The 15,206-nt window shown below is 63.9% G+C and carries 12 protein-coding genes; 6 read left to right on the top strand and 6 right to left on the bottom strand.

The window, feature by feature from the left end; translation table 11 throughout:
* The first annotated feature begins 245 nt into the window (after positions 1-245).
* A complete protein-coding gene (locus tag HF916_RS24170; protein ID WP_168791302.1) occupies positions 246-1,361 on the top strand; it encodes a GGDEF domain-containing protein in 1,116 nt (371 codons plus the stop codon).
* Positions 1,362-1,483: 122 nt separating this feature from the next.
* Here HF916_RS24170 and HF916_RS24165 read toward each other — a convergent pair whose 3' ends face one another.
* The 3 genes from HF916_RS24165 to HF916_RS24155 all read right to left on the bottom strand — a co-directional run bounded on the left by HF916_RS24165 (position 1,484) and on the right by HF916_RS24155 (position 5,808).
* Positions 1,484-3,217 (bottom strand): peptidoglycan D,D-transpeptidase FtsI family protein, encoded by a 1,734-nt coding sequence (locus HF916_RS24165; RefSeq protein ID WP_168791301.1) that lies wholly within the window; start codon positions 3,215-3,217, stop codon positions 1,484-1,486.
* 25 nt (positions 3,218-3,242) lie between these two features.
* Positions 3,243-3,866 (bottom strand): trimeric intracellular cation channel family protein, encoded by a 624-nt coding sequence (locus HF916_RS24160; RefSeq protein ID WP_168791300.1) that lies wholly within the window; start codon positions 3,864-3,866, stop codon positions 3,243-3,245.
* A 400-nt stretch (positions 3,867-4,266) separates the two neighbouring features.
* A complete protein-coding gene (locus tag HF916_RS24155; RefSeq protein ID WP_168791299.1) occupies positions 4,267-5,808 on the bottom strand; it encodes a methyl-accepting chemotaxis protein in 1,542 nt (513 codons plus the stop codon).
* 604 nt (positions 5,809-6,412) lie between these two features.
* Here HF916_RS24155 and aepX point away from each other — a divergent pair.
* The 3 genes from aepX to HF916_RS24140 are packed head-to-tail and all read left to right on the top strand — an operon-like array spanning position 6,413 to position 10,406.
* On the top strand, positions 6,413-8,146 hold the full coding sequence (gene aepX, locus HF916_RS24150; protein ID WP_168791298.1) for a phosphoenolpyruvate mutase: 1,734 nt from the start codon (positions 6,413-6,415) through the stop codon (positions 8,144-8,146).
* On the top strand, positions 8,143-9,306 hold the full coding sequence (gene aepY / locus HF916_RS24145; protein WP_168791297.1) for a phosphonopyruvate decarboxylase: 1,164 nt from the start codon (positions 8,143-8,145) through the stop codon (positions 9,304-9,306). The genes aepX and aepY overlap by 4 nt, the downstream gene beginning before the upstream one ends.
* Positions 9,307-9,338: 32 nt before the next feature.
* Positions 9,339-10,406: a 2-aminoethylphosphonate aminotransferase gene (locus tag HF916_RS24140; protein ID WP_168791296.1), complete on the top strand. Its 1,068-nt coding sequence runs from the start codon at positions 9,339-9,341 to the stop codon at positions 10,404-10,406.
* A 33-nt stretch (positions 10,407-10,439) separates the two neighbouring features.
* On the opposite strand, the gene HF916_RS24135 is transcribed toward HF916_RS24140, so the two are convergent.
* Both HF916_RS24135 and HF916_RS24130 read right to left on the bottom strand, forming a co-directional pair.
* Complete coding sequence (locus HF916_RS24135; RefSeq protein WP_168789129.1) at positions 10,440-10,682, bottom strand: hypothetical protein; 243 nt, start codon at positions 10,680-10,682, stop codon at positions 10,440-10,442.
* 10 nt (positions 10,683-10,692) lie between these two features.
* Positions 10,693-11,397 carry a PIG-L deacetylase family protein gene (locus HF916_RS24130; RefSeq protein ID WP_168791295.1) on the bottom strand — a complete coding sequence of 235 codons (705 nt, stop codon included), beginning with the start codon at positions 11,395-11,397 and terminating at the stop codon, positions 10,693-10,695.
* Between the two features lie 361 nt (positions 11,398-11,758).
* On the opposite strand from HF916_RS24130, the gene HF916_RS24125 reads away from it, so the two are divergent.
* Positions 11,759-12,136, top strand: a complete 378-nt coding sequence (locus HF916_RS24125) for a helix-turn-helix domain-containing protein (RefSeq protein ID WP_168791294.1) — start codon at positions 11,759-11,761, stop codon at positions 12,134-12,136.
* A complete protein-coding gene (locus HF916_RS24120) occupies positions 12,133-13,434 on the top strand; it encodes a type II toxin-antitoxin system HipA family toxin (RefSeq protein WP_168791293.1) in 1,302 nt (433 codons plus the stop codon). The genes HF916_RS24125 and HF916_RS24120 overlap by 4 nt, the downstream gene beginning before the upstream one ends.
* A gap of 78 nt (positions 13,435-13,512) precedes the next feature.
* On the opposite strand, the gene HF916_RS24115 is transcribed toward HF916_RS24120, so the two are convergent.
* Positions 13,513-15,000, bottom strand: coding sequence for a UdgX family uracil-DNA binding protein (locus HF916_RS24115; protein WP_168791292.1), 1,488 nt, complete (start codon positions 14,998-15,000; stop codon positions 13,513-13,515).
* Positions 15,001-15,206: the final 206 nt, after the last annotated feature.

Raw genomic sequence — 15,206 nt, 5'->3', positions numbered from 1 at the left:
CCCATCTTCTGGCGCGTCGTCGACACCCCGGGGAAAAAGCGCCGCCGATGTTCTGGCGGCTTCAACAGGGGATGTTGTGCGCCATGGTTACAGCAAAGAATTAAGCCAGACTTAAGAACGCATACAGCGGATCGCGTAAAAGCGTAGTCGCCGCGATCGGACCCTCAAGACCTCGCAAAATCCGCCGTTATTACAGCGATTGGGGTCGCCAACCCCGCTTCGCCTTCGGGCCCACACCTGATAACGTGACGAACCTCGCCCAAACGCCGCTTTCCGAGCGCCTTCGTTCGCTCGTCGATACCGTGCAGCACAACGAGCGCACGCTGCGGCGCTTCCAGAACGTCGAGTTGCGTTTGATCGGTGCTCAAGACTTCGCGTCGTTTCTCGACACGCTGTTCACTCAGTTGCCGCGGGAATTTTCGCTGACGGGCGTGACGCTCTGGCTCGACGACCGCGCGCCGATGCTGCGCGAACTGCTCGAGCCGGCCGCCTTGCGCGCACTCGATCAGTCGAAGCTGCTGGTCTCGCGCGAAGGTGGCCTTGCCGCGCAAGGTCTGTGCGAGGAGGGCCGGCCTTGGCTCGGCAAGCTGCACGACATGGGCGATTCGGCGCGGCGTGCATTCTTCGGCGCCGGCGCAGCACCCGCGAGCGCGATCCTGCTGCCGCTTGCCGCGGGCGACACCGTGAGCGGCTATCTCTGTCTCGGCAGTGACGACCCGGCGCGTTTCGCCGAGGGCATGGCCACCGATATTCTGGAGCGCTTCGCGAGCATCGTGACAGCGAGTCTCGACAACGTCGCGCATCGCGAGCGGCTCAAGCAACTGGGCATGACCGATTCGTTGACGGGCCTCGCCAATCGTCGCTATTTCGACGAACGGATGCGCGAGGAGGTCATGCGCGCCTGTCGCTACGGCGTACCGGTGGCGTGTCTGTTCATCGATATCGACAGCTTCAAACGGATCAACGACACCTACGGCCATCAGACCGGCGACCGCGCATTGGCGGCGGTGGCGGCTTGCGTGCGGCAACAGGTGCGCCTAGGCGATACCGTGGCGCGTTATGGCGGCGAAGAATTCGCCGCGCTGCTGCAAGGCGACCGGGCCGACGCGCTCACCGTCGCCGAGCGTGTGCGGCTGGCGGTCGAAAGGCTCGCTTTGCAGGACGATCATGGCGAGCGCATCGTCCTGACGGTGTCGATCGGTGTGGCGGCGCGCACGATCAGCGGCACGCCGACCGAGGCGGCCAAACTAGGCGGCGCGATGATGGAAGAAGCCGATCGCGCGATGTATCAGGCCAAACGCAACGGCCGCAATCGCATCGAGGCGCTAGTGAAAGCGGACGGCGAGCAGATGGCTCGTTGATCTGAGTCGCCGAAGCTCGCATCGAGTTCGCGTGACTGGCTGCTCGACGAGGCAATCGCCGGCATGGCATCCTAAAAAAACGGTGTGCCGCGCCCGACGCGCATGCCGCTTAGCGCTCTCGATCAAGTGCCCGGCGCATCCGGCGGCACACCGAGCAACTGCAGCGCTCCGCCCGTCACGCCGCTGAACACCGGACCGGCCACCGTCCCGCCATAAAACGCCTTGCCCGCCGGATCGTCGACCATCACGGCGACGATCAGCCGCGGGTCGCTCATCGGCGCCATGCCGACGAACAGCGCGCGGTAGTGGTTTTTCGCGTAGGTGGCGCCGACCTGTTTGCGCGCCGTGCCGGTCTTGCCGCCGATCCGGTAGCCTTCCACCGTCGCCGCGCGTCCCGTGCCGCCCACGCCGGTCGCCATTTCCAGCATCGAGCGGATGGCGCGCGCGGTGGCCGGCGTCGTGACCGCTTGGCCCTTGTCGTCGGATGGCGCGGCCGCGCCCGCTCCGTTTCGCAACAGACTCACGCGATGCATCGTGCCGTCGCCGGCATAGGCCGTGTACACCTGCGCCATCTGCAATAGCGACGTGGACAGCCCGTAGCCATACGCCATGGTCGCCTGTTCGATCGGGCGCCAGCGTTTGTACGGACGCACCTTGCCGGATGCCACGCCCGGAAAGGTGAGCTCGGGGCGCAGACCGAGCCCGTATTCCTGATACTTGGTCCAGATCTTCTCAGCCGGCAAATTCAGCGCGAGCTTGGCGAGCGCGATGTTGCTCGACTTCTGCACGGCTTCGGCGACGGTCATCGCGCCGTGATTCGAGGTGTCGTGGATGACGGCCGGCCCGATCTTGTACCAGCCAGGCGCAGTATCGATGACGCTTTGCGGCCGCACCTTGCCCTCGTCGATCGAGAGCGCGACGACCACCGGCTTGATCGTCGAACCCGGCTCGAAGGTATCGACCACCGCGCGATTGCGCAGTTGGCGGCCGGTCAGGCGGGCGCGGTCGTTCGGATCGAAGCTCGGATAGTTGGCGAGCGCCAGGATCTCGCCGTTGCGCGCGTCGAGCACCACCACGCTGCCGGCTTCGGCGTGATGTTTGGCAATCGCTTCCTTGAGCTGCGCATAAGCGAGTTGCTGGATCCGCCGGTCGATCGTCAGGTGGATGGTTTCGCCGTTCTGCGCGGGCACGAGCGGCCGGGTCTCGGACACCACGCGACCCAGGCGGTCGCGGATCACTTCGCGCTGGCCGGGCACGCCGAGCAGTTGCTCGTTGGCGGCGAGCTCGACGCCTTCCTGGCCGTTGTCCTCGATATCCGTGAAGCCGACCACGTGCGCCGCCGATTCGCCTTCGGGGTAAAAGCGCTTCGAATCGGCGATCTGCGTGATGCCCGCGAGACCCAATTTCGACAGATGCCCGGCGGTCTCGGCATCCACCTGACGCTTGAGCAGGACGAAAGTCTTGTTGCCGTTCAGACGCCGGCGCAATTCCGCGAGCGGCAGATCGAGCAGCTTCGAGAGCGGCGCGACAGCCGCTTCGTCGATCAGCTTGGGCGAAGCCCAGATCTCGTAGGTCGCGAGGCTGACGGCAAGCATCGAGCCGTTGCGATCGACGATCCGCCCGCGCGTCGCGTCGAGTTCGATGGTGCGCTGATAGCGTTTTTGCCCTTGATCGACGTAGAAGTCCTGGTTCACCACCTGCACCCAGAACGCGCGTCCCGCGAGCGAGGCGAACGCGCCGAACACCAGCAGGACGATGAATTTTGAACGCCACATCGGCAGGCGCGCGGCCAGTAACGGGTGCTTCGCGACGGGCGCGTAGGGATCGTGCGACTGCGATTTCTTCTTCTGGATCATTGGGTGCGGATAACGAACAGCTCGATTAACTTGCGCCGCCCGAATCGGCGGCGGCGAATACCTTGAGTTGCCAGCGGAAGCGCACGGCCAGCATGCGCACCGCGAAACCACCTGCGAGCACCCCGACCGAAGCCGGCCCCGGCGCCACGCCGTAGGCTTGCAAGGCCACATACACGGCACCGGCGCCGAGCGCGATGCTGGCGTACAACTCCTGACGCAACACCAGCGGCATCTGATGGCACAGCACGTCGCGCAACATGCCGCCGCACACGCCGGTGATCGCGCCGGCCAGTACGACGATGGCGGGGCTCACGTCCATTGTCCCGGCCACGTCGCAGCCGATCACCGTGAAGGCGATCAGGCCGATCGCGTCGACCGTGACGAAGAGCCTTTGCCAGTTGCGCAGCCACTTCGCGCACGCCGCGGCAACCGACGCCGCTCCGATTGTAATAAGAACGTAATCTGGATGCGAGATCCACGCAAGGGGATAGTGACCGAGCAGGACGTCGCGCACCGTGCCGCCGCCGAGCGCGGTGACGGTGCCGACGAGGCACAGACCGAAGCGATCCATGCCGCGGCGCATGCCCATGAGCGCGCCGGACATGGCTTCCGCGACGATCGCGAGCAGGTAGAGGAGATGGAGCAGCATGACGGCGAGCCTCCAGGGCGGCGCTCGCGGACGGCTCCGGCGTGGAGCGCACCCGCGCGGCGTGCGTTGAAAGGCGGCCATTATCGTAAGCGTGCCGTTAGCTTGAAAATGCCTTAAGCAAAATTCGGCGATGCCAAATTCGGCTTAATCTGGTTGCAGTCTCGGGCGTCGTAAGCGTTTGCTGAACAGGGCGGCGCCAAGTGGGCCGGAGACGGCCCCAAGCTAGGCCGAGGCGCGCGCAGGCGTAAAAAAACCGCGCGGACTTGAAAAATCCGCGCGGCTGTTTCGTTCGATTAATGCGTCGACTCCGACGCGGCGTGTTAAAAAGGCGCTCTCTGCCTGTTGAGCGCCTTCTTTTTTTGTGCGCTGCTTTTGCCGCTTTCGACCGGTCTGAAAATGCTCAGGCCGGCAGCGCGAAGCTCGAAATCGCTTCGCGCAACACCCCCACCTGATCCTTCAGCGAATGCGCCGCAGCCGCGGCCTGCTCGACCAGTGCCGCATTCTGCTGCGTGACCTGATCCATTTCGCCGACCGCGCGATTGACCTGCTCGATGCCCGCGCTCTGTTCGCGCGAGGCATTGCTGATCTCTTCGAGAATTTCATTCACGCGACGCACCGACTGCACGATCTCGCCCATCGTCGAGCCGGCGTTGGCGACCAGCGACGCGCCGGCTTCCACCGTGTCCGTCGAGGTTTCGATCAACGCCTTGATTTCCTTCGCCGCCGTGGCCGAGCGTTGCGCGAGGCTGCGCACTTCGGCGGCGACCACCGCGAAGCCGCGTCCCTGTTCGCCCGCGCGGGCCGCTTCGACCGCGGCATTGAGCGCGAGAATGTTGGTCTGAAAGGCAATGCCGTCGATCACGCCGATGATGTCGCCGATCTGCCGCGAGCTGGTGGTGATCTCGCCCATCGTGCGGACCACGTCGTCGACCACGCGGCTGCCGCGCGTGGCGACGTCCGCGGCCTGGCCGGCGAGGTGCGCGGCCTGCAGCGCGCTGTCCGCGTTCTGCTTCACGTTGACCGTCATCTGGTCCATGCTCGACGCCGTTTCGACGAGCGCGGCGGCCTGTTCTTCCGTGCGTTGCGACAAATCCGTGTTGCCGGCGGCGATTTCGGTCGCGCCGATATTGATGTTCTCCGTGCCGAGGCGCACGCGCGACACCGTCTCGACGAGACCGGCCTGCATCGTCTGAAGCGCATGCAGCAGGCTGCCGGCGTAGTCCGACTGAACCGGCACGCGCGTGGCGAGATCGCCGCGCGCCATCAACTGCGCGTGTTCAACGGCCACTTCGAGATCGCCGCCGAGCGTGCGGCGAATGCTGCGCAGCACCAGCAGCATGACGGCGGTGGCGATCGCGCCGAGCGCGACGGTAATGACGAGCCAGCGCAGCAGATTGGCGTAGAACGCGCTTTGCACGTCGTCCATATACATGCCGGTGACGATATACCAGTCCCACGCCGCGAAGTGACGCGAGTAGCTGGTCTTGGCCACGGGCTTGTCGCTGCCCGGCTTGGCCCACAGGTAGTCGACGAAGCCGCCGCCGTCGCGATTGCCCGCGTTGACGATATCGACAAACAGATGGTTGCCCGCCGGATCGGTGAATTGCGTCAGGTCCTTGCCGATCATTTCCGGCTTGAACGGATGCATCAGCATGACGGACTGCGAATTATTGACGGAGATGTAGCCGTCCGTGCCGTAACGCATCGCCGCGAGGCTGTCGAGCGCCTGCTTCTTCGCTTCGTCTTCGGTGATCGTGTGCTGCTGGGCGAGCGTGTAGTAGCGGTCGACGATGTGGTTGGCCTGGTCGATAAGCGATCTCAACTGATCGCGGCGATCCGAGATCATGGAGGCACGGTTTTGCCATGCGCCGAAGCCGCCGATCAGGATCAGGCCGATCCAGAGGACGGCGATCATTGACGCCAGTTTTTTGTTCAAGGTCATAGCGGTTTCTGCTTTCGCACAGTGGTCGGTCAGGGATTGGATTCGCTTGCGGCGAGTGGCTTGTCGCTGACTGTGTTTACGGCGCAGAGGCAGAGGCTGCGCAGGGCAGGGGAAACCCGCTATCAGGCATTTCTATTCGTCTGAATAAAGAGTCTTTTTATCGTCGTGACGGCGTTTTTATGCTCGTTCGCACTGGCTTATTTATTTGATGTTGATTCAATCGGGCTTTCCCTCTATTGCCGATTAAAAAATGGCAGTGTTAGCGAATCGATATTAAGAGTTAAGGCTTTCCGTAAATAAAAAACTGATATTTAAACTTCAACATCGCCACAATCGCTCCACGACCAAAACGAACGGACGCGCCACCCATCAAAGCGCTGGCGTGCGATTGCGTCAGGATTCCACAAAACGCCAATAAAATCCAAGCGGTTTCTCGCATTAGCGGGTTGCAAAAAACGACACATTTTTCCACTTATCCGCAAATGGAGAAAACCGCTGTCACGAAAAAGACGAATAAATAAAAATTCCGCTATAGTCGCCATTTTCCAGACGCCAGTCGGGCAATAGAAGAGCACCAATAAGCCCGCCACCAGGAGTACATAAAATGAACGCCCGCGAACCCGCTTTCGTCTCCGCTTCCCGCAGCGCGCGCCTGCGCCAGATGCTCGTCAGCAACGAACTCGAATTCATGATGGAGGCCCATAACGGCCTGTCCGCCCGGATCGTCCGCGAAGCCGGCTTCAAGGCAATCTGGGGCTCGGGCCTCGCGATCTCCGCGCAATTCGGCGTGCGCGACAACAACGAAGCAAGCTGGACGCAAGTCGTCGACACGCTCGAATTCATGGCCGACGCCAGCGATCTGCCGATCCTGCTCGACGGCGATACCGGCTACGGCAATTTCAACAACGTGCGCCGTCTCGTGCGCAAACTCGAACAGCGCGGCATTGCCGGCGTGTGTATCGAAGACAAGCAATTCCCCAAGACCAACAGCTTCATCAACGGCGAAGCGCAGCCGCTCGCCGATATGGACGAGTTCTGCGGCAAGATCAAAGCCGGTAAAGACTCACAGTCCGATGAGAATTTTTCGATCGTCGCGCGGGTTGAAGCGTTGATCGCCGGGTGGGGCATGGACGAGGCGCTGCGTCGCGCGGAAGCCTATCGCCAGGCCGGCGCGGATGCGATCCTGATTCACAGCAAGCTCTCGCGTCCCGACGAAATTCTCGAATTCGCGCGCGAATGGGGCGGCCGCGGCCCGCTCGTGATCGTGCCGACCAAGTACTACAGCACGCCCACTGAAGTCTTCCGCGAAGCCGGCATCAGCACGGTGATCTGGGCGAACCATCTGATCCGCGCGGCGACTTCGGCGATGCAGGCCGTCGCCAAGGAAATCCACGCGAGCGAAACGCTCGTCAATGTGGAAGACAGCATTGCCGCCGTCAACGAAATCTTCCGCCTGCAGGACGCCGACGAATACTCGGAAGCCGAAGACCGTTACCTGTCGAGCGGCCGCGCGGCCGGTGGCGCAGTGGTGCTCGCGGCGAGCCGAGGCAAGGGCCTCGAAGCCGTCACCGAAGACCGTCCGAAAGTGATGCTGCCGATCGCCGGCAAGCCGCTGCTGCGCTGGCTCGTGGATGCGTTCAAGAAGCAGGGCGTGAACGACATTACCGTGGTCGGCGGTTATCGCGCCGATGCGATCGACACGGCCGGCATCAAGCTCGTCGTCAACGAACGCCATGCACAAACCGGCGAACTCGCGTCGCTTGCCTGCGCGGTCGACAAACTCGCGGGCGACACGGTGGTCTCGTACGGCGATCTGCTGTTCCGCAGTTACATCCTGCGCGATCTGGTTGAGAGCGAAGCGGCGTTCAGCGTGGTGGTCGATTCTTCGCTGACCGACGCAGAAAACGCCAGCGTGCGCGATTTCGCCTGGTGTTCGGCCGCCGACGATCGCGGTTTGTTCGGCAACAAGGTCGTGTTGCGTCACGTGTCGAGCGGGCAGGACGCCTCCTCGGCCATCGCGTCGCAAACGCCGCACGGCCGCTGGGTCGGTCTGCTGAACGTGCGTGGCGAAGGCCGTGAGCGTTTGCAGGCGGTCATGAGCCAGTTGCAGGCGCGCGCGGATTTCGCGTCGCTCGACATGCCCGCGTTGCTGAACGCGCTGATCGAAGCGGGCGAATCGATCGAAGTGCAATACGTGCACGGCCACTGGCGCGGTGTGAACGACCTGGAAGACTTCCGTCGTGCGGGCGACTTCGCGCATGCACAAGCGCCGTTCGCGGCCGCAGTCGGCGCTGCGGGCAAAGGCGCAACGGACGCAGCGAGCGGAGCCGCGCAATGATCGAGGCAGCACAGTTCGTCGAGGCGGCGCGCGAGCGCGGCTTCGACTGGTATGCGGGCGTACCGTGCTCGTATCTGACGCCGTTCATCAACTACGTGTTGCAGGACGAGTCGCTGCACTACGTGTCGGCGGCGAATGAAGGCGACGCCGTCGCGTTGATCGCGGGCGTCACGCTCGGCGCGCAAAACGGCCGGCGCGGCATCACCATGATGCAGAACTCCGGGCTCGGCAACGCCGTGAGCCCGTTGACCTCGCTCACGTGGACCTTCCGTCTGCCGCAATTGCTGATCGTCACGTGGCGCGGCCAGCCCGGTGTCGCCGACGAACCGCAGCACGCGCTGATGGGCCCGGTCACGCCCGCGATGCTCGACACCATGGAGATTCCGTGGGAGACGTTCCCGATCGAAGCCGACGCGATTGGCCCGGCACTCGATCGCGCCATCGCGCATATGGATGAAACCGGCCGCCCGTACGCGCTCGTGATGCAGAAGGGCAGCGTGGCGCCATACGAGTTGAAGGACAGCGGTGCAAGCGAGCGCCGCGCGCCCGTCACGCCGCAATCGCAGTTCACCAATGTGGCGGCGAGCGAACTGGCTTCGCGTCACGACGCGCTGAACAAGGTGGTCGCGCACACGCCGCTCGAATCGACGGTGGTGCTCGCGTCGACCGGCTTTTGCGGGCGCGAACTCTACGCGATCGACGACCGTTCGAACCAGTTGTACATGGTCGGCTCGATGGGTTGTGTGACGCCGTTCGCGCTGGGTCTTGCGTTGTCGCGTCCTGACCTGCACGTGGTCGCGCTCGACGGCGACGGCGCCGCGCTGATGCGCATGGGCGCATTCGCCACCATCGGCGCGTACGGTCCGTCGAATCTCACGCACGTGCTGCTCGATAACGGCGCGCACGATTCGACCGGCGGTCAGGCGACGGTGTCGTCGCAGGTTTCGTTTGCGGGCGTGGCCGCGGCGTGCGGCTATGCGTCGGCGGTCGAAAGCGACGACGTGCGCCTGATCGACGCGTTGTTCGAAGCGGCGCCGCTCGACGGCCCGCGCTTCGCGCGTCTGGCCATTCGCCGCGGCACGCCCGACGGGCTGCCGCGTCCCACTATCACGCCGCCCGATGTGAAGACGCGCCTGATGCGCCACATTGGCGCCGCTTAAAGTCAAACTCGAGTCAAACTCAAGGATCGCTCATGCTGCTGCTCAACCCCGGCCCGGTGACGCTCACCGAACGCGTTCGCAATAGCCTGTTGCAGACGGATCTGTGCCACCGCGAAACTGAGTTTTTCGATTTGCAGGAAGAGGCCCGCACGCGTCTCGTCGATCTGTACGGCCTCGACGCCAACGAGTGGCAGGCGGTGCTGATGACGGGCTCCGGCACGGCCGCAGTCGAAAGCATGACCGCCGCGCTGGTGCCGCAGAGCGGCAAGCTGCTCGTGCTGGAAAACGGCGTGTACGGCGAGCGTATTTCGCAGATCGCCACGCAGTACGGCATCGCGCACGAATCGCTGAAGCACGACTGGATGCAGGCGCCCGATCTCGCGAAGATCGCCGAACGCCTCGACGCGGACAAGGCGTTCACGCACGTCGCCGTGATCCATCATGAAACCACGACGGGCCGCCTGAACGATCTGGCGGCGCTCGGCGCATTGTGCCGCGAACGCGGACTGCGTCTGCTGGTGGACGGCGTGAGCAGCTTCGGCGCGGAAACGATCGATTTCGCCGACACCAGTCTCGACGCCGTGGCCGCCACGGCGAACAAATGTCTGCATGGCGTGCCGGGCGCGTCGTTCGTGCTGGTGCGCCGCGCGGCGCTCGCGCAGGCGGCGAGCCGCACGTATTACCTGGATCTCGGCCGTCTCGCGAAGTTGCAGGATCAGCGCAACACGCCGTTCACGCCGTCGGTGCATGCGTACTACGCACTGGTCGAAGCGCTGCGCGAACTCGCCGACGAAGGCGGCTGGCAAGCGCGTCACGCGCGCTACGCGGCGCTGGCCGAACAGGCGCGCGCGGGGCTGGCCGAGCGCGGCATCGGCAGTGTGTTGCCGCCGGAAGAATCGTCGGTGGTGCTGCGCGCGTACCGTTTGCCGGAAGGCATCGCGTATCCGCAACTGCACGACGCGCTCAAGGCGCGCGGCTTCGTCATCTATGCGGGGCAAGGCGGCCTGTCGGCCGAACTGTTCCGCATCTCGACGATGGGCAACATTCACGCCGCCGACATCGACCGTCTGTTGCAAGGCTTTACCGAACTGACGCGCTGATTCGCGCTTCCGGTGGCTGGCCGCGCAATGCGGTCACACCGGATCTTTGTCCGGCGGTCCATCGGGCCGCAGCGGTTCCTCGCTGTGATGGCCGGGCGACGGCGGTACTAGCGGATCGGCTTCCGGGTCGCGGTTCGGATCGGCGTTGGGGTCGGGAATCGGACTGGTATGCATGTCGTAGCTCATGGCAGCACCTTTGAGTGGGGAAGAGGCCGGTGCGGCGACGGCGTCGAACTTACGCCGGCCGTTCTCTTCAAGCGTAGGCCTTTCCGGCACGCCGCGCCTCCTACTTTTTCACGCGACGACCCACGCTCAGCTGCCAGTAACGCTCGGTCGCGAAGATGTCGTCGTAATTGCCCGCGCCAAACGCGCGCAACTGGCTTTGGTATGCGTTGACCGCCTCGCGTTTGAGTTGCGCGCGGCGCTGTGCATCGATCGTGTGGCCGGCGCTCGGACTGGCCGGCGTCGCGACGATGCCGCGTTGCGCGAGATCGGCGAGCCGCGCCTGCACGACGCCGGGCGTGCGCCGGTGAATCGCTTCCTCGTAGCCGAACCAGGTCAGATGCGACAGGCGCGGCAGGATTTCACAGCAGGCTTCGAACACCCGGACGTGATCGTCGTGGTACAGGCCGAGCGGCATCAGCAAGGTGTTGGCGGTGGTGCGGTAGATGGTTTCTTCGAGCGCCGCCGCCATTTTGCTGATGGAAGGCGAGTCCAAATACTGGCTGTCGCGAAACGGCATGCGCAGCGGAATCGCGTCGAGCACTTCGAGAGCGCGGTTGTCTTCCAGCGTGCGTTCGTGGATGGCCTGATGGGCGTCCGCGAAGCCTGACTTTTCATCCCATTCGGTATGCATCGGCTGCTCGGGCGGCGCGGCGAATACCGTGCAGACCGCGGCGTCGGGATGGGCGGCGAGCAATGCGCCGCAACTGAAGACGGCGTCGTCGAAATGGGGCGAGACAATGAAAAGGCGTGGGCTGGTTTCGCTCATGGGGCGTGAGATGGGTTTGCAACGCGCGGGCCGTGGACGAAGCAGGCGGAGGCTCGCGTGTCGCGCCGGTGCTTGGGAAAATGCGGCGTCACATCAGCTTAGGCGGAATCGTCGCGGCTTGCGCGACGGTTTGTGGTCCGCAAGCCGCGTGCCTGAGGGTGGTGGGGCGGTAATTCTGGAACGCGTCTTCCGGGCGCGAAGTGTTTCCATCCGCACGAATCCGTCGTTTATATTAACCGTGCATATGTGATCTATAAAAAAGCTTAAGCGCTCATACGTGAGCGCTTAAGCTAATTTCTTGACCGCAGAACAATGCACGCGGACAATGGGAAACCTCTTTTCAAGAGACTTAACCGCTCACATGCAAACCGCAAAGCCGTATAAGCGCTCACATGTGAGCGTTAAGAGAAAAAGGGATCCGCTTCCCTTGCCTGTCGTGCGTGCCTTGAAGAAACTCGGAGCCGACCTTGCGCTGGCGCGGCGTCGTCGCCGGTTGACTCAGGCGTCGCTGGCCGAGCGCATTCAGACGTCCGTGGCTACGCTGCGTCGCATGGAACACGGCGACGAACGCATTTCCATCGGTACGATCGCGCAGGCATTTCTTGTATTGGGTGAGTTGGACAGAATCAACGGACTACTCGACTCCGCTGCCGATACCATCGGGCTCACCTTGATGAACCAGCAACTGCCGCAGAGAGTTCGCAAAAAACGTGTCACGCCCGAATCGGGAGCGCTATGAAGCGGCCCCTATCTCAGCAGAGCGTCCAGGTGGCGCTCGGCCAGGCTGCGCTTCCCGTCGGCGTGCTGACTTTCAACAAGGACGGCGCACGCGAAAGCTCAACCTTTGCTTATCACGAAGCGTGGCTGCAATCGCCCGACCGGTTCGAGATTTCTCCCGATCTGCAACTGGTTCAGGGTCAGCAGTTTCGTAAGGCGCCTTCCAGAGACGATTCGATTTTCCACTTCGCATTTGCGGATACCGAGCCCGACGGATGGGGATCCCGGGTTATCGCGCGTGACCACGCAAGGCGTCGCAAGTCGGCGCAGGAGAAAGGGCAGGATGTGCCGCGCGCCGGGCTCACGGAGATGGACTACCTGCTGGGTGTCGACGATATGAGCCGGATCGGCGCGCTGCGACTCGCGGACGAGGCGGGCAACTATTTGCGCAGCATTGAAGACGGAGGGCGTGGCACGCCGCCCTTGCTCGAACTGGGTCACCTGATCGGCGCCACTCGCGCGGTCGAGATGAACAAGGAAACCGCCGCCGACCTGAAGTATTTGCGCGGCCGCGGGACGTCGCTTGGCGGCATGCGGCCCAAGTGCACGATTCTCGATGAGGACGGGCAACTGGCCATCGGCAAGTTTCCGAGCATCAACGACGACCGCAGTGTCACGCGCGGGGAAGTGCTCGCCCTTCATCTGGCCGAGGCTGCGGGCATTACGGTGGCGCAATCGCGCATCGTCATATCGGAAGACATCCCGGTTGCGCTTGTGCGCCGCTTTGATCGCGTTGCGAACGGCGGCCGGATTCCGTACCTCTCGGCTGGTTCCATGCTGCAAGCCTCGCGGCAGGAAGAGCACGCCTATACCCAGATAGCGGATTGCATCATCGCGCGTTGCGCGGACCCGAAGCGCGACCTCGCGGAGTTGTGGCGGCGACTCGTGTTCAATCTGCTGATTACCAATGTCGACGACCATGTGCAGAACCACGGTTTCCTGCACGTCGAGCATGGGCAGTGGCGGCTCGCGCCGGCGTTCGACATCAACCCTTTTCCGGATAAGGACCCCGAGTTGAAGTTATGGCTCAATGAAGACTACGGGCCGGTCGACTCGATCGAGGCCGTAATGAACGAAGCCCGCTACTTCAGGCTCTCGGCCGATGAGGCGAAACGCATCCTCGATGAAGTCCGTAACGCGGTCAGCGACTGGAAACGAGTCGCGAAGTCGGAGCCGGTCGGCATGACCGACGACGACCTTGATGCCTTCCAGCCCGCATTCGAAAACGAGCAGAGCAAGGTGGCGGCGGCGCTACTATGAATTCGGGTGCGTAGGCACACACGACAGTCAATCAACGAAGTCGGCGCGGGTGCGGGCAGCATCGAACCAAAGCGAACCCTACGCCCCTTCCGCCGCTAACCCCGCCGCGCGCCTGAGCGCCGCCGCCATGCCCGCGACGACATCCTCGCGCAACCGGCCGTCGGCCATTTTCAGCGCGTACGACGGATGCCACGTCGGCACGATCAGCCGCCCGCCGTGATCGATGGTCTGCCCCAGATATTCCGACAGATTGACATGCGCGCCGGTCAACGCCTTCAGCGCGGTCGCGCCGAGCGTGACGACTACGCGCGGCGCGACCTGCGCGAGTTCGTGGTCCAGCCAGTACTGGCAAGCCTCGACCTCGCGCCGTGCGGGCGTACGGTGGACGCGCTGCTGCTCCAGCGTTTCCCATTTGTAATGCTTGACGGCATAGGTCAGATAGAGCGCGGCGCGTTCGAGGCCGGCGCGCGCGAGCACCGTGTCGAGCAGTTGACCGGCGGGGCCCATGAAGGGCACGCCGTGCTGGTTCTCGTGCTCGCCGGGTTGTTCGCCGACCACCATGATCGCCGCCCGAGCAGGACCGGCGCCCGCGACGGCCTGCTTCGCGTTGCGCCACAACGCGCAGCGCCGGCAGGTGGGCAGAGGGCCGGTGGGTTCGCGCAAGGGTGGCGTCACCGCCGAATATTCGAGCGGCGGCATCTCCGGAACGGTGACGGTGCCACGCTGCGCGCCGAGACGGCTCCGTTCGCGCGCGAGCTGCGCGGGCAGCGGCGGACCCGCAGGCGGCGTTCTCCAGTAACGCAGCGGCACGGGCGCCGGCGCGCCATTGAAGACGCTGGCGTAATAGGCGAGCCAGAGCGCCTCGGTGGGTTCGCTGGTCGTGGCTTCGCCGACCATGGCGCCGGGTGGCAACGCCTGCGTGGCTGGCGGATTCTGCTGCTGGCGCTCAGGACAAGGGTGCGCGGCGTGCTCGTCTTCTGCCGCTGCCGGCCGGCTGATGCGCAGCAGCATGCCGCTCCAGAACGCCGCGCCTTGCGGCGTCGCCAGCATCCACGTGGAATCGCCCATGCGCTCGGCAAAACGCTCGGCGGCCTGCTCCAGCAGATCATGATGCGGCTCGTACCAGCCGACGAATTCCGGCGGTCCCATGGACGGATCGCGCCGCCTGAACAGAGTGAGCGCCACCAGATCACTGGTTTCATGCTCGACCGACTGGATGCGCTGATCGAGCAGCGCGCCGTCGGCGTCTTGCGGATCGAGGACGTGGCGTTCGCCGTGTGTCCAACGCCACAGGATGCGGTAGAGCAGCGACCAGCGGTCCGGCGCGTAAAAACAGGCCGCCGTTTTCAGCCAGGCGAGCAGTTCACGAGGAATGGCGGGCGTGGGGACGACCGGGGCCGTGGCGGAACCGTCTTGAGCGTTTGCGTTGCCGCTATCCGAACCGGCCGAATCACACGAATCGCATTCGACCCACTCGATCCGCTCCGGCTCGACGCCTTGCCGCAGCAGTTCCCGCGCCGCATGGCGCCAGGCGGCAAAAGACGGTTCGATGGAAATGCGTTTCATGCGGACGCGCCGCGGCGATGCGTAACTAAACGCATCAATCCGTGCGGACTAAAATACTGTATAAATATACAGTATGCGCCTGAATGCCGGTCCGGATCAAGCGTGTCGCTGCAGGGAAAACGAATTCGTGAGCTGGGCGCTTCTATTGAGACTAAGTCAGGGCCAATGACGCTTCATGGCCGAGCAACGCCCAATAACGGCCAGTG

The organism is Paraburkholderia aromaticivorans (assembly GCF_012689525.1).
In the GTDB taxonomy this organism is placed as follows: domain Bacteria; phylum Pseudomonadota; class Gammaproteobacteria; order Burkholderiales; family Burkholderiaceae; genus Paraburkholderia; species Paraburkholderia aromaticivorans_A.
Note: the sequence above shows the minus strand (reverse complement) of the source record. Positions and strands in the feature narration are given on the sequence as shown.

Coding starts and splice junctions, on each gene's coding strand:
- HF916_RS24165 (WP_168791301.1), bottom strand. CDS start 3,217: ATGATCCAGAAGAAGAAATCGCAGTCGCACGATCCCTACGCGCCCGTC.
- HF916_RS24160 (WP_168791300.1), bottom strand. CDS start 3,866: ATGCTGCTCCATCTCCTCTACCTGCTCGCGATCGTCGCGGAAGCCATG.
- HF916_RS24155 (WP_168791299.1), bottom strand. CDS start 5,808: ATGACCTTGAACAAAAAACTGGCGTCAATGATCGCCGTCCTCTGGATC.
- aepX (WP_168791298.1), top strand. CDS start 6,413: ATGAACGCCCGCGAACCCGCTTTCGTCTCCGCTTCCCGCAGCGCGCGC.
- aepY (WP_168791297.1), top strand. CDS start 8,143: ATGATCGAGGCAGCACAGTTCGTCGAGGCGGCGCGCGAGCGCGGCTTC.
- HF916_RS24140 (WP_168791296.1), top strand. CDS start 9,339: ATGCTGCTGCTCAACCCCGGCCCGGTGACGCTCACCGAACGCGTTCGC.
- HF916_RS24130 (WP_168791295.1), bottom strand. CDS start 11,397: ATGAGCGAAACCAGCCCACGCCTTTTCATTGTCTCGCCCCATTTCGAC.
- HF916_RS24125 (WP_168791294.1), top strand. CDS start 11,759: ATGCAAACCGCAAAGCCGTATAAGCGCTCACATGTGAGCGTTAAGAGA.
- HF916_RS24120 (WP_168791293.1), top strand. CDS start 12,133: ATGAAGCGGCCCCTATCTCAGCAGAGCGTCCAGGTGGCGCTCGGCCAG.
- HF916_RS24115 (WP_168791292.1), bottom strand. CDS start 15,000: ATGAAACGCATTTCCATCGAACCGTCTTTTGCCGCCTGGCGCCATGCG.